Raw genomic sequence first — 14,788 nt, 5'->3', positions numbered from 1 at the left:
GCATCATGAACGCCGTCAAGATCGCCACCGCCGCCCTGGCCACCCTCGTCCTCGGTGCGGGCGCCCATGCGCTGGCGCAGACCGCCACGCCGGCCGCCCCCGCACCGACGCAGACGCAGACCGCGTCCGTCGCGACGCCGATGGCGATTCCGGAACTGGTCAACCGGCTGTCCGGGCAGGGCTACAGCGACATCAGCGAGATCGAGCGCAAGGGCGACAAGCTCTACGAAGTCAAGGCCCGCGACGCCCAGGGGCGCAAGCTGGAGATGAAGGTGGACGCCCGCACCGCCGAGATTCTGCACAGCGAGCAGGATTGACCGTCGCCGTGCCGCTGTCCGGTCGGGCCGTCGGAGCCCGCCCGGACAGCGGCACCGTTCCGTCGCCTGTTTCCTGATGCCGGCGGACCGGCCCGTGTTGGGCCGCGCAAGGGCCCTTGGCCGATTCCGGTGGGCGCCCCAAGCCATGTTGCGCGGAATGTCCGCGCGCAGGCGAGTCGGTCAAGCCGGCCGGGCCCGGAGCCGGTGGAAGCCTCCGGCAAGGGCACAGTTCCCCCCTCGCCAGGAACCAATCCAGCCTCGGGCACAACATCCGCCTGTCAAATACTGGGTAAAAATCATACATTCGAATTCATGAATTCGAATGTATGATTAAGGAAAATATTGAAATACTTTTCATTGAAGATGAAAAAATTAGTGGATAGCATCCAGATATATTGAGCTTATCCATAGGAGACATCGCGAATGATGCCCGAGGATATCGCACGTCTGGTGCGCGAAGCCTGCTCGGAGATTGCCGAGGGCGTGACATTCGAGGACACCGGGGACGGCGAGGGGATGAGCACCGGCTTCCTGGTCGGGATGGACGGCGGCGAGGGCGAGGCGGAGTCGTTCTCCGTGACCTTCGGAATCAACGCGCCGGCCTACGAGGGCACGCAGAACCGGGAGTATCTGACCATCTCGTGGTGGATACCCGGTGAACAGATGCTCTCCGCTTCCCCGCTCGGGGATCCGGCCCTCTTCCCCATGCTGAACGAACTGAACCGTGAACCCGGCATCAAGTGCCGCCTGGATCTCGATGACAACCGCAACCTGCCGAACGATTTCATCGTCGTCGAAACGGAACTGCTGACCCATCGCCTGGATCGGCGGGCCATCGTCCATTCCCTCGACCGCCTGCTCGACTTCGTCAGCTACCACGCGGCGCAGATGCGCCGCCATCTCACCGCGGAACTCGACGGTTTGCAGACCACGGCGGCCAGCCGCGCCTGATCCTTTGCCGAAAGGGGCCATCATGAGCGCCAAGCAGCCGGCCGGGGCGGCGCCGACGCCGCCCGCGTCGCCCGCGTCGCGGCGTGTGCCGAAGGTCGGAATCGTCGGGCACAGCCAAGCGGGGAAAAGCACCTTTCTCGCCGTTCTTCTCGAGGCGCTGGTCCAGCGCGATTACCGTGTCGCCGTCGATCCGGCGAACAGCGCCTATCGCGATGAACTGACCGGATTCATCAACTTCGGCTTCTTTCCGCCGAAGACCCCGCTCGACGAGAAGCACCGCCGCGTCAGCCTGCATATTTCGAGCGACGTCCACCGCGCCGGTCTGGAGGTCGAGTTCTTCGACCACGCCGGCGAGATCTTCGAACGCGATCCCGACCGTTCGATCGCCGGCTGGTCCGAGAGCCGGCGGCAGGACATCCTGAAGGATCTTCAGGCCTGCACGGGCCTGATCGTGCTGATGGACCTCGAAGCCGACCCGGATCTGCTGCTGCGCACCTTCACCAACACCGTGGTCGACCTACAGGGGCTGCTGGTCCGGTCGGGCGGGAACGGCCAGTCGCAGCAGAAGCTGGAACTGCCGATCGCCCTGCTGTTCACCAAGGCCGACATGCTCGGCTGGCAGCGCCGCCAGCGCATCCGGGACGCGCAGCGCTGGATCACCGAGCAGAGCCGCTACCGGAAGCTGACCGATCGCGTCAACACCTACTGCGCGAACGCGCATTACTATTTCTGCTCGTCGACGGGCTGGATCGAGGGGCGCCCCAACATCTGCACCGTCGTGCGTCCCCGGCCGCTGCCCGGTTCCAGCGCGAGCCTCAACGTTCCGGAAACCGAGCTGCGCGGCGAGAACATTCCCGATCCGGCGCTGAGCGCGGGGGAGATCGCGCGGGCGGCCACGCAGGACAACAGCACGCGCCTGCGCTTCATGACGGAGCTGCCGGTGTTCAACGACCCGCTCCGGCTGATGGCCGCGTCGGATCTGAAGCGTCGGATCCCGCCCGAAGCCGACCGCCTGGGCGTCCTGACCCTGTTCGGCAGCCAGGGCGACGGCGGACGCCGCAACACCACCGTCACCGCCTGGAACATCGTCGAGCCGGTGTTGTGGGCCGCCGGCCTCGAAGCGCGGTGAGACCGGTCGCGCATCACCGCTGAAGGAGCGTCCATGAAACTCTACGCCATCCTGCCGCTGCTGGCGCTGACCGGCGTGGCGACGCTTCTTCCCGGCCTCGCGCGGGCCGACGAGCTGCTGATTTCCGGACGCAACGCCGGCGTCGAGGTGGTCGCGGCGGGCGATCCCTGGTGCGCGCGCGTTGTCCGGGTCCAGCTTCGCCTGAACCCCAAAAGCCAGCTGGTGGGGAACGTGGCGCTGCAACAGCGTGTCGTCCAGAATCTCGGCCCGCGGATCGAGGCGGACTGCCCGGCCGCCGAAAGCCTGAGAGCGGAGGCCACCGACCAGCGCGGCGCCCCCCTTCCCGGCGCGGCGCCGCTGACGGCGCAGCGGTCCGGCGGCTGGGCTCCCGTCGTCGGGCCGGCGCCCCCGCCGGCCGCGGCGCCCTCCACGGCGGCGCCCGCAGCCGCAGCCGCGCCCGCCGCGGTCCCCACGCCGCCGCCCTCCGCACCGCGTCCGGCTGCACCGGACCCCGGACCCGCCCCGTCGGCGCCCCAGGCTGCCGTCGCGGCACCGCCGCCGGTCGCCGCGCCCGCCGATCCCGCCCCCGTCACCTCCTTCGGTCTCGACTTCTGGCTGGAGATCGGCTTCGCGCTTCTGCTCGGCGGTCTGGCCCTGGGGCTGCATCTGGTTTCGACCTCGCAAACCGCGGACGCGTTCCTCGACCAGCCCCAGGCCCTCCGGTCGCTGCGCGAGGTGCTGTTCAGCCAGCGCGGCAAGGCGTCGGACGATGGGCGCAACCTGGTGTTCATTTCGGGCGACGAGATGAGCCAGGAGTTCAAGATCGCCCTGAAGCGCGGGGTCTTTCTCCATGACGGCAACATGCGCCGCTGCTGGATGGCGCATGTGCCGGTCCCGCCGGGCGCCATCGCGCGGGTCGGGGCCGCCGCCGTCTCCGGCTCCCGCATCCTGGACACCGGCCGGCTGATTACCCTGCTGGATGAGAATTTGGGGGCCGAGCTGACGGTTTCGGTCATCGAGCGCGGCGCCCGCTGGCAGGTTCCGTTGCAATCCCCGCTGGAAACCAGGGACGGCTACCGGGTCCGCCTCCATCTCGCCGTCCACAGCTGGGTGCCGGTGCCCGCCGACGATCCGAGGCTCGGCAAGCTGTTCGAGAATTACCGGCACTACCGCAGGCAGGTCGGCACCTGGGGGCTGGAGGCGTTGCAGACGGTCTTCTCCACCCGGACCTACGACGAGATCATGCGGAACGGCGACGAGACGCTGGAGCAGATCAACCGCCGCTGGCTTTCGGAGAAGCGGCGGCTGCTGCCCGATCTCGACGGGGTGGTCGAAACCCAGTTCACCGGGCTCGTCGTCAAGCCACGGCAGGAGGCCGAGGAAACCCGCTTCACCCGGATTTTCAACAAGATCAGCTCGATGGAGCGCATCCTGGACCAGCGCGTGCTCGAATCGAAGGTCCTGCTGGACCGGCTCACCGACCGCACGGTCCAGGCGATCAGCCGCATCGACGCCGCGATGGCCGCGCTGGACGGCCCGGTCGTCAAGGGCAGCGACGGGACGAGCGGCAAGCAGCCCTCCTTTGCCGAGGGCATGGTGGCGAACACCCGGCACATCGCCGGCACCATGACGCAGTCGCGCGACGGCGACGCCCTGGTCCGGCTGGTGCGCACACCGTTCCAGACCGCCAGGACGACCTTCGAGCAGGCGGCGGACGAGTACATCGCGGCATGCGCCGACCTCGCCACCGTGGTCCGCGGCGTGCGCCAGGAACAGACGCGAAGCGTCGCCAAGGAAAAGACCGCCGCCTCCAAGGCCGAGGAGTTCGCATGAGCCGCCCCCTGCCATTCTCCAGGCGGCCGTCCTGGGCGCCATCCTGGCGGGTCGACGCCGCCGTGGTCCGCTTCGCGATGACCGTGGCGCGCCTGCGCCTGTCGGTCCTGACGGTGTTCGCCGCCCTCTACGGCGTGCAGATCGTGCTGTCGGTCAAGGCTCCGGCCGAACTGGTCTGGCTGGCCCCCACGGGGGCGGCGCTGCTCGCCGCATGGGCCTTCCTGTGCTGGCAGGTCGCCCGGCGAAGCTGGCCGCGGATCGTCCATCTGGCCGATGTGATCCAGCCCTTCGGCCTCCGGGCGGCCATTCCGCTGCGGATGCGTCATCTGGCCGGTCTGGTCGCCGTCATGGCGGTTCCCGGCTGGATCGGGCTTCTGGGGGCGATCGTCTTCGCTTCGCTGGTCGTCCATTTCCCCTGGGACGGGCGGACCGCCTTCGACAGCCTGCGGGCCTCGCTGAGCGGTCTGGCCGTGCTCTTCGCCGGCTGTGCGCTGGTCGGACCGAGCGGGCTGGATCTGGTGCCGTTCCTGTCGGCTGGCGCCGCGCTCGCGGTGGCCGGCGGCCTGTACCTCGTCTCGATCGTGCTGTTCCTCGAGATCAACGACGGGCGCAAACCCGGAGGGGTCCGGATGTTCACCATCGAGCAGAGGTCGCTGGTCGGCGCGGTCCCGCCGCTGGCGCTGCTCGCCTTCCCCGACGCCGGTCTGGCCCTGGTCCTGGCCGGGGGCATGTTCGTGGTGATTCCGCTGGCCGTCCTGCTGGTGAATCTTCTCAGCCTGCGCGGGGCGCGGGCCGACGCACGCCGCAGCCTCGACACCGGGGACATCCGGATGCAGCTCAGGATCGGCGACAGCGAACTGCTGGGCCTGGAGGATGTGGTGCGCGAGAGCGACGGCTATTTCCGTCTCTGCGCCCCGCATTTCGCGCGCGTCGATCCCACCCGGGCCCGTCCGGGCGCCGGGCCGCGCGGGATCATCGGATGGATCGGCGGAGGCGACGACGGCCCACTGCCGTCCGCCCTGGGCGACGTGCTGGTCTTCCGCAATCTGGGATGCCGTCCGGGTCCCTTCCTGCGGCTGCACGACGACCGTTGCACCGCGGCGCGGCGGGCGCTGATCCAGGCGGCGCCCGACCTCGATCTGCCCGGCCTCGAACAGCTGCGCGACGAGTTCGACGACGAATGGGACGTCCGCCTGATGTCGGCCAGCGTTCCGGCGGCGGTCGGCAAGCTGCCGTGGGAGCAGCATGAGCTGGTGGTGATTCCGGCCGTGTGGGCCGGGACCCTGGTGTACCCGCCCGGCACCGGCCTGCATGACGGCGACGGCCTGCCCTGCCATCTCGACGCCGTCCAGGTGCGGGTGCAGATCCGCCCGGCGATCCTTCGGGCGGCGGCCGATCCCGACGCCGCCGATGCCGCCGGGCGGGAGCTGCTCGCCGCGCTGCTGGCCAACCACCGCCGCATCCTGCCCGGCGTCTACGAGACCATGCACACCTGTCTGGTGCGCGAGCTGCGGAGGTTCGCCCTGCCGCTGCTGTTCGAACACGAGGATCGCGAGGTTCTGGCCGAGGACACGCTGAAGAGTCTGCCGCAGACCCTGACCCGCACCGTGGTGGAGCGCCTGCCGCAGCCGCTCGCCCGGCTGGTGGAGGTGCAGGTCCTGTCGGTCGCCCAGCCGGACACGACCATCCTGTCCGACCAGCAGCGGCAGACGATCGAGCGTCTGCGGACCGTCGAGAGGAACAAGAGCATCGAGCGCTTCCGCAAGCTGAACGATCTGATGTCCGTGATCCGCGAGTATCTCTACAAGAGCTCCCCCGGCGACGGGCGGTTGGCGAAGAGCACCGAGCAGTACAGCCGGCGCCAGGGGATCGTCCTCGACATCCAGAGGGCGGCCGAGGAATGCCGCGTCACCCTCAACAGCCGTCTCCAGCAGGCGGGGGCCGGACAGGACACCGGGATGACGGACCGGGCGGTCGAGGCGATCACCGAAAGCTATCAGGAGTTCCGCGCGTCCTACCTGCACCGCAGCGCCGAGATGGAGCACGCCTTCCAGGGGATCCAGGAAGCGTTCCTCGACAAGAGCGACAGCGCGCACTGACGGCGGGAGCGGGGGCGGCCATGCGGATCATCGAGCCCGGCATCCTGGCCGGTCGCACGCCGGACGCGGGGACGCCGGCCGGGCATCCGCCCGGCGGCTGGGATCGCTGCCGCTTTCTGACCTACGCCGGCGCGACCAGCGACGCCGACCTGCGGGAGGAGGTGGTGAAGCCGGCCTGCTGGGTTTCCGGCGTCCAGCATGTCGTCTGCGGCCTGGAGGTGCCCCATCTTCCCGAGCCGTTCGCCGGCGCGCTGACCGGCGGATCGCGGGCCGAGATCCTGCGGCAGAACCGCCGCCGTTTCCACGACCAGTTCGGCCGCGTCGTCGGCGCCCTCTACACGCCGGCGGTCTACCGGGCCAACGCCCACGAATGGGACGTCGGTCACCATGTCTTCGACATCCGCCTCCTCAACAGCGCGGTCGGCGCGCGGGACGGGGCGGGCGGCTCCCCGATGGAGAGGCTGGGCAGCGTCGCCCCGACCCAGCTGCGGCTGCTGATCCTGGTGCGGGTCGCGGTGCGCCTGCCGAGCGGTTCCCCGCCGGACGAGGCGCGCCTGCGCGCGCTGGGCCGCGCCGTGGATCTGGCGCGCAAGGCGTGCCGGCAGATCCGCGCGCTGGCCCCGCGCGAGCTGACCCTGCGCGACATCCACTGGGCGTTCGACACGGCCGATTCCGCGCAATGCCCGCCCGGCCCGGCCGCCGGGCGCGACGACAGCGTCCAGTGCTGGCTGACGCCGGGGCAGGCCTGGCTCGGCCCGGCGGAGGAGGGGCTGGGCATCGCCGACATCCGGCGGTCCTACGCGCTGAACGTCCCGCTGCCGCCGCTGCGGCGCGACCGCTACATGGAGCAGTTGCAGCCGCCCGCCGGGCGGACGGGCGATGCGCTGTACGCCTTGCCCGTCCCGCTGCCGGCGACCGGCTCCTCGCTGATGGCGACGCTGGCCGCGCTGACCTCGACCAGCCGGCCGGCCGGCCTGTGCCTTCGCCTGCAACCGACGATCAAGACCGATCTGGAGGCGAAGGCGATGCACGAGCGCCTCAAGACCCTGATGGATCTGGGGATCGAGAACGCGGCGACCCGGCATCTGGCGGTCACCCTGCTCCAGGAGGAGCTGTTCCAGGCCGCCATCCAGGTGGCGTCGACCGACGCGGACGCGCTGAACGAGATCGCCGCCAGCTACACCGGCGAGAACAGGCCCGACGGCCCGACCCCGGTTCTGGAAAGCCCGCGGCGCTTCGCCCTGGTCTCGCCGCTGGCCGCGCCGGAACGGGCGGTCGCGGCGTTCAACCTGGGATTCCTGGAGTTCATGCCGTGGGGCGCGGTGTCGAACGAGCTGCACGAGCGGACGCTGCTCGCCGGCAACCGGCCGCCCCCGGCCCCCGGCCTCGCCTTCGTCGGTCAGGCGTTCGCCCTGGAAAACCAGGAGGTTTTCCTGGCGCGCGACGCCGAGTTCGACCCTCGGCTGGCGCGCCAGCGCATGCTGATCACCTTCGACGAGGCGGTCGGCCTGTGGCGGCTGCCCGTGGTGGATCCGGGTGGCCAGGCCGGGGTCGCCAGCCGCCTGCCCAACCCGTTCGAGCAGTTGCCGGAGGAGACGCCGGACGACGGCGACGCCATCAGCATGGGGGTCGTCCAGCATCGTGGGCGGGCGACCGGCCAGCATTTCCGCCTGCCGCTGATCCGGCCGAAGCGTGTCACACCGAACCTTGCCGGCGTCGGCGACCGCGTGCTGATGGTGGCGGGCTCGCCGGGATCGGGCAAGACGAACTTCTGCCTGTCCTTCCTCGGCCAGCTCTGGGACAACCGCCCGCGCGGCGGTGCCGCGCCGCGCGCCAAGTATCCCTATCTGGTGATCGATCCGACCCGCGGCAACGAGTTCCGCCAGGTGATGCGCTACGCCGGCGACGACCTGCTGATCTTCACCGTCGGCGACGGCCGCTGCTCGGGCTTCCGGTTCAACCCCTTCATCGTGCCGCGCCAGGTCAGCGTGCAGACCCATGTCAGCCGCCTGATGTCGTGCTTCAAGGCCGCCTACCACATGTGGGATCCGCTGCCGGCGATCTTCGAGATGGCCATCAAGCGCGCCTACCAGGGGCGGCGGCGGCCGCTGTGGGACAAGCGCCATCCCGGCGCGCCGTGGCTGGCGGCGGAGGATTTTCCGTCCGACCCCGGCGAGCCGTTTCCCGATCTGGACGACGTGATCGGCGCCATGGGGCGTGGTGGCGGCGGTGCCCCGGAAGAGGGGCCGGAGCTGTGGAGCGTCGACGGCCGGCCCACCGTGATGCACGAGCAGCGCGGCCTGTGGGGCGGCCAGACCGAGAACGCGGCGACCATCGTCGCCTCGACCTTCCTGCGGCTGGGCAGCCTGCGCGACAGTTTCGGCCACATCCTTGGGGTGGGGCGGGGCACCGACCCGCTGGTCGACATCGCCAAGCTGCTGGAGCGGCCGGTGGTGTTGGAGATGGGCATGGTGGGCGACAGCCAGGCCCTGTCCCTGATCATGGCCTTCCTGCTGTCCTGCCTGCGCGGCACCATCGAGACCACCGGACCGGCCCTGCGCGGCGCGGCGCGGGCCGAGGGCGGCGGCTGGCTCAACATGCTGGTCATCGAGGAGGCCCACCTCCTGCTGTCCGCCGAGGGCGGCGGCGGCGGGAAGGACGCGGGCAACTCCAAGGCGCAGGCCGCCGAGGACATCAACAACATGCTCGCCGAGGTCCGCAAGTACGGCCAGGGCGTGATGCTGCTGGACCAGCGGCCGGGGTCGCTGGTGGGTGGCGCGATCGACAACGCCTACGCCATCTGCATGCACCGCCTGAACGAGGAGAGGAGCTTCGCGCAGTTCAGCCAGCTCCTCAACCTCAGCGCCGACCAGCAGCGTTTCGCGCGGACGGAGCTGCGACCCGGCGAGATGATCACGCTGGACCGCCGCAGCGGGCTGCCGGTGCTGGTCCGCCCGCCCGACGAGGGGACCAGCGACGCCAAGCTCGACGACGCGAGCGTGCGCGAAGCGATGCTGGCGCGGCGCGAGGCGGTGCGTCTGGAGCCCGCGCCCCGGCCGGATCCGGGGCCGGCTCCGGGGCCGGATCCGAACCCCCCGGAGCGTCCGCCCGCGGCGGAACCGGATCTGCCGGCGGCGATCGTCGCGCATGGGCTGGGCGAGCGGTTCGGCAGGCTGCGCGATCAGGTGGCGGGCCTGCCGGATGAGCCTCCGAGCGGACGCGGCGCCTGGACCCTCTACGATTCGGCGGGCCGGCTCCGCTGGGAGCTGGGGCGGCATGGTGTGCGGGTCTCCACCCGCGACGTGCTGGCTCTGGCCGTGGCGGCGGCCGGCCGGCCCGACCCGCTGACCGATGCCTTGCTGGCCGCCGTGAAGGAAACCGCCTGATGCGCCCGCGCCCCCCTTCGCCCCGTCCGCCGGCCGCGCGGCCCGCGGCTGTCCGGCCACCGCCGCCACGGCCCCGCGCACGGCCGGCGGCACGCCCTTCGGCGCCACGTCCGGCGCGCCACGCCCGCGTCACCCGTTCCACGGCACGGCCAGCCGCGGCGCGCCGGCCGCAGGCGCGTCCGGCTGCCGCGCGCAGGACCACGCCGCGGCCCCCGCGGCCCCGCAACGCCCCGGTCCGTGTCCAGACGCGGCGCGGCCGGACCGTCCGGACCCGGCGGCCGGGTGCGGTGGCGACGCGCCCCCGCCCCCGACCGGCCCGCGCCCGTCCGACCCGCGCCACCCAGCCGCGCCGGGCTGGGCCACGCCCGCCCGCGCGGCGCCCGTCCGCCCGTCCCGCGGCGGCGCGAACCGCCAGACCGCCCCGGCCGGCCACTCCGGTCGCCCGTCCGGTCCATGCCCCGGCGCCCCGGCTGCGGCGCGAGCGGCAGGCCCGTGCCCAGCCCAGCCCCCGCCTGCGCGGTCCCGGCCGGACGGCGGCCCGGACGGCGAACCGGCCGCGCCAGCCCCGGCCACCCGCCGCCCGCCGTCCGGCGGCGGTTCGGCCGCACCCCCGCCCGCCGGGCGGGACGGCTGCCCGCCCGGTCCGGGCACGGTCCGTCCGTCCGTCGCGCAGCCGTCCGGTGGCGGCGCGGCCACCCCGTCCGCCCGCCGTCCGCCGGGTCGATGACAGCCGGGTGCGCGCCACGCAGCGCCCTTCGGTCAGAACGGCCCGCCCGCCCGCCCGTCCAGCGGCGCGCCGGCCGCGTCCGGCCCGGCCCAGCGTCTTGCGGCCCAGAGCCATAAGGCCGGGCTCCACACGGCAGCGACCGACGGGGCCGACGGCGCAGCGTGGGCGTGTCCGTCCGCCCCATGCCCGCCCGCCGGCCGGCCGGCCGGCGAGGATCCTTCCCTCGCAAACGCGCCGGGCGGCCACCCGGACGGTCCGCCCGCCGGCCAGCCTGCGGGCGGACCGTCCGCGCCCGGCGACGGCCAAACCCGCCCAGGCCCGCCGGGCCGTGGTCCGTTCCAACCCGGTTGCGCCGCGACGGGGCCGGACGGCGCGTCCACCGCAAGCCGCCGCGCCACGCCGCGCGTCACGGCCGTCGGCGGCGCGTCCTCCCCGGGCGGCGGTGCGGCCGGCGGCCACGCGGGGAGCCGGTGCGCGTCAGGCTCCGCCGCGCGCGCGCCAGGCACGGGGGACTGGGCAGCGGCCGGCCGTGCTGCGTCCCGCCGCCCGCCGTCCGGCGGCGGCGACCCGCCCGACCCGCGTCCGTCCCCCCCGCGTGCCACCGGCTCGCACGCCGCGCCCGCCGGGCCGGCGTCTCCCCGCGCCGTCGCAGCCGAGGCCGGCCATGGCGCAGCGGGCCCGGCCACCGGCCACGCGGGCGATCCTCGACCGCCCTCCGCCCACCCGCCAGCCGGGAGTCGCCCGGCCACGCGTGATTCCACCGCGCGCGACCCGAACCCTGGCGCCGCGGCCACGGCGGACCCGCGCCCAGGCGCGGCCGGTTGCCCGGCCGGCGCAGGCACCGCCCCCACGATCCCGGACATTGCCGCTTCGACCGCCGGCCAGCCGTGGCTCCACCGCGCCACGGGTCCGGCAGACCCGGCCGATGCCGCCTCCTCCAGGAGGGGGCCGGCAGGCGCCTGTCCGCCCGCCCGCCTCGGCCCGCCTGTCCGCCCCACGAGCGGTCGCGACCCGGATGGTCAATGCTCCCGCCCCGGAGCGTCGGGCGGCGCTGGTCACCCGCCCGCTTCCCCATCCCCGTCTGGCCACCGCGCCCGGCCCGCGCCCGCAAACCACCGCCGGCGTTTCCGCGACACGTCCGGGGCGGGCACGGCCGCCGTCCGGCATGGCCTCTCCGGTGCACGCCACCGATGGGCCGCGCCGTCCGGGCGGCACGACCGGCCCCGGTGTCGGCCCCGGTGTCGGCCATGCGACGACGGCGCCCCCGGCCGTCCCGCCGCCGGCGGCCGGCGGAGGCGGGCCACGCCCGCCGGGGGGAGGTGAGCCGCCGCCGCCGCGGGGCGGCGGTTCGCCCGGATTGGGCAGGGTGCCCCTGGCCTCCGGGACATCGGTGCGGGATGGAACGGCAACGCCCCTTCCGGCGGACATCGCTTCCTTCTTCCGTGGAATTCCACTGACACCCGCGCTGGGGCACCATATCCAGCACGCGGAAGTAAGAGGCGAAGGCAACCGGCTCGTCGGATTCCACCACGCTCCCAACGGCGTGGTGCCACGCGACATCACAACCGTGTCGCGCGAGGCGCCCGACAGGAACGGCGTGTACAGGATCGTCTACACTCATGCCTCGGCTCCCGGCGCCGGTTCCAAGGGGACGACCATGTTTCCCGACCGGATGTCGCATCAGGAGATCATGAATGCCGTCCGTCATGCCCTCGACAACCCGACCCACTGGAATGGAACATCCTACTTCGAAGGCCCGTCCGGTCATGGTTTCACCATAGGCGGCCATATCCGTGACGGCGTGATAGGAACCGCCTTCCCCATTTCCGAGACGCCGTTCAAGACATAGGTTTCACGATGCCCACGGAAAAACGACACAGCGACCTTGTGAACATCGGCGTCGACGACGCGGGAAGACTCGTTCTGTACCCAACGGAAAAATCTCGGGATAATTTTGCCGATCTTTCTCTCTATATAAAAACAGATCTAAACAACGGTATGGCTATCAAGATTATTTCGTCGGAAATGTGCTCTGTCGAGAATGGATTGAAAGAAAAATCACAATACAGTGGCGATATGTATTATACGGATATATATAAAAATAAAATAGTTGTTGGAAATCTATTCGAAGATGAACCGATATTTGCGCTGTCGTTTGATGAGATGATGGATATCATCATTGATCTGAAGAATGTCTCTGTTAAGCAGCGGCCATGATTCCCCCCTTTGTCCGGCGGAAGGTCACCCGATCATGCTCTACCTTCTCTACATCTACGTGCGCGAGATCCTCGGCCGGAATGTGACGCGGCTGGTGACGTCGGAGCTGATCGTGGCCGTGGCCGTCGGGTTCCTGTACGGGTACGGCGTGCTGACGGCGGATCTGGTCGGGCACAATGTGCCGGTCGCGCGCTTCACCGAACAGGTGCTGGCCCTTGCCGGCATCGGCCTCGGCGCCTGCCTCACCGCCGTGACCATGGCGGTCCGCCTGTCCGACGCCGATTTCGCCGACTATCTTGCGACGGAGGTGCCGTCCGCGTCGGTGAACTTCGACGCCGTGCTGTTCAAGCTGTCCTGGACCGCGGTGGTGAACTGGGCGACGCTGATCCTCAGCACCGGCGTTCTGCTGCTGTCGCCGGGCAGCGCCAGCCTGTTCGATCCCCATCTGGCGGCGGGCTGGAAGATCATCATCGCACTGCAACTCGCGCTGCTGGTCTACGGGGTCATGCTGCTCTTCGCGACGGTCCTGACCATCAGCGTCCTCGGCATCCAGCGCTGGCGCTGGCGCGAGAGCCGCCAATACGGCCGGGCCGGCGACGAATAGCGGGACTCAGCGGCGGCCCAGCCGGCGGCATTCGAAGACCGTTCCGCGCGGCCACACGCCGGAAAGCCGGCTGCACAGGGCATCCGCCTCGGCCGCGTCGGCGAAGCCCTCGATCACGACCTGCCGCAGGGCGGAACGGCCGGGAGTCCCGCCGCCCGGCGCCGGAACGATGCGCACCTCGCGCCTCTCCCCCACCGCCAGCAGCGCCGCGCGCACCTGCTCCTGCCGGGTCCGGGCGTTGCCGTCCCTGCCGAAGGCCCCGAAGCCGATCGCCATCCCGTTCCCGGCCGTGCGCCTGGCGCCGCTTTCGGGCGGTGCTCCGACCGGGGCCGCCTCGGCCGGGATTGGTTCCGGCACCGGGTCGCGAGGGAGTCCGGCGAGGATGGCCGGCAGGTCGGCGATCAGCGAGTCGGCGTGGCGGCGCTCCGGGGGCGCCGCGTGCGTCGGGGTGATGCCGGCGTGGTGGCAGCGCTCGCGGTTGCGGCCGGTCACCTCGGCGACCGGCAGCGACAGGTCGCCGCCGGTGGCGAGGTCGAAGCGCCGCAGGATCACGCATTTGCCGAAGGTGGTTTCCCCGACCACCGCCGCCCGTCCGCCGGACGCGAGCAGCAGGGCCGCGATCTCCGCCGCGCTCGCCGTCGCCGCGCCGACCAGCACGGTCACCGGCGTGCGCAGCCCGGCGGCCGGCGCCCCCGGATCCTGTGCGGCGATGATGGCGCCATCGCCGTCGCGGGTTTCCAGATGGCCGAGCGTGTCGCCCGCCGGGAAGAACAGGCCGGCGACCGCGAAGGCCGAAAAGGGGTTGCCGCCGGGGCAGTAGCGCAGGTCGAGAACCACCCGCTTCCCCGGTGCCCGCCGGATCGCCTCGGCCACCTGCCATTCCGTCTCGCCGACGACAAAGGCGTGGATGCGGATGACGATGGCGTCACCGGCCGTCCAGCTTTCCAGCGCCGGTCCCGGCTGGCTGGAAACCGGCGGCAGGGCGACGCGGAACGGCGCCCCCTCCCGCTCGTCGTCCCGCCGCAGCGTGAACTCCACCGGACCGCGCAGCCGTGGATCGCCCAGCCGCTTCACCGCCTCGCCCATCGACCGCACCGGGGTGCCGCCGACCGCCAGCAGGCGCGCCGCTTCCGGCAGGCGACGGATCGCGGCGCGGCGCGGCACCAGAAGCAGGCCGCGGCGGTCCTCGACCAGCGTGACGCCAAGGGAGACCGCCCGACGCTCCGCCCGCTCCTCCTCCGGCCGGACCGTCCCGTCGGAGATGGCGATCAGCGGATCGATCGCCGCCAGCGCCGCCGCGATGCCCCGGTCGAGGCCGTCCTGGCCGTGTGGGGGCGGGGAGTGGACGTAATGCTCCTCCAGGAGGGCGCGCACCTCCGCCGGCCGGGATTCGGCGCCGGCCGGCGGGGCCGGGCCGAGGACGCCAAGAAGAAGCGCGCCGACGACCGCGCCCAGCGAGCGCCGTCGTCTCCGGTCTCCGTCGTCCGGGCGCGGGTTCCGGACGCCGGTCAGGGCGGCCATCCCG

Annotated in this window: 10 protein-coding genes; 9 read left to right on the top strand and 1 reads right to left on the bottom strand. The window is 71.8% G+C overall.

Going from position 1 to position 14,788, the window contains the following annotated elements:
- The first annotated feature begins 5 nt into the window (after nt 1–5).
- From JN22_RS13470 to JN22_RS13430, 9 genes are all read left to right on the top strand, one after another.
- Nucleotides 6–317 carry a PepSY domain-containing protein gene (locus tag JN22_RS13470; RefSeq protein ID WP_143268289.1) on the top strand — a complete coding sequence of 104 codons (312 nt, stop codon included), beginning with the start codon at nt 6–8 and terminating at the stop codon, nt 315–317.
- Between the two features lie 423 nt (nt 318–740).
- Entirely contained in the window at nt 741–1,268 is a 528-nt protein-coding gene (locus JN22_RS13465) for a hypothetical protein (RefSeq protein WP_085554391.1), read from the top strand.
- Nucleotides 1,269–1,290: 22 nt separating this feature from the next.
- Nucleotides 1,291–2,397 carry a TRAFAC clade GTPase domain-containing protein gene (locus JN22_RS13460; protein ID WP_085554390.1) on the top strand — a complete coding sequence of 369 codons (1,107 nt, stop codon included), beginning with the start codon at nt 1,291–1,293 and terminating at the stop codon, nt 2,395–2,397.
- Between the two features lie 33 nt (nt 2,398–2,430).
- Nucleotides 2,431–4,230, top strand: coding sequence for a hypothetical protein (locus tag JN22_RS13455; RefSeq protein WP_085554389.1), 1,800 nt, complete (start codon nt 2,431–2,433; stop codon nt 4,228–4,230).
- Nucleotides 4,227–6,329 carry a hypothetical protein gene (locus JN22_RS13450; protein ID WP_085554388.1) on the top strand — a complete coding sequence of 701 codons (2,103 nt, stop codon included), beginning with the start codon at nt 4,227–4,229 and terminating at the stop codon, nt 6,327–6,329. The genes JN22_RS13455 and JN22_RS13450 overlap by 4 nt, the downstream gene beginning before the upstream one ends.
- A gap of 20 nt (nt 6,330–6,349) precedes the next feature.
- Nucleotides 6,350–9,715 carry an ATP-binding protein gene (locus JN22_RS13445; RefSeq protein WP_085554387.1) on the top strand — a complete coding sequence of 1,122 codons (3,366 nt, stop codon included), beginning with the start codon at nt 6,350–6,352 and terminating at the stop codon, nt 9,713–9,715.
- A gap of 2,093 nt (nt 9,716–11,808) precedes the next feature.
- Entirely contained in the window at nt 11,809–12,291 is a 483-nt protein-coding gene (locus JN22_RS13440) for an EndoU domain-containing protein (RefSeq protein WP_179166149.1), read from the top strand.
- 8 nt (nt 12,292–12,299) lie between these two features.
- On the top strand, nt 12,300–12,659 hold the full coding sequence (locus tag JN22_RS13435) for a hypothetical protein (RefSeq protein ID WP_143268287.1): 360 nt from the start codon (nt 12,300–12,302) through the stop codon (nt 12,657–12,659).
- A 34-nt stretch (nt 12,660–12,693) separates the two neighbouring features.
- Complete coding sequence (locus JN22_RS13430; protein WP_085554385.1) at nt 12,694–13,263, top strand: hypothetical protein; 570 nt, start codon at nt 12,694–12,696, stop codon at nt 13,261–13,263.
- Nucleotides 13,264–13,269: 6 nt separating this feature from the next.
- Here the strand turns inward: JN22_RS13430 and JN22_RS13425 are convergent, their stop codons facing one another.
- Entirely contained in the window at nt 13,270–14,784 is a 1,515-nt protein-coding gene (locus tag JN22_RS13425) for a S41 family peptidase (protein ID WP_085554384.1), read from the bottom strand.
- Between the last annotated feature and the right edge of the window lie 4 nt (nt 14,785–14,788).

The sequence above is a fragment of the Azospirillum agricola genome (assembly GCF_020005195.1).
GTDB lineage: Bacteria > Pseudomonadota > Alphaproteobacteria > Azospirillales > Azospirillaceae > Azospirillum > Azospirillum agricola.
The sequence above is the reverse complement of the archived record's forward strand: the minus strand, read 5'-3'. Positions and strand labels throughout refer to the sequence as shown.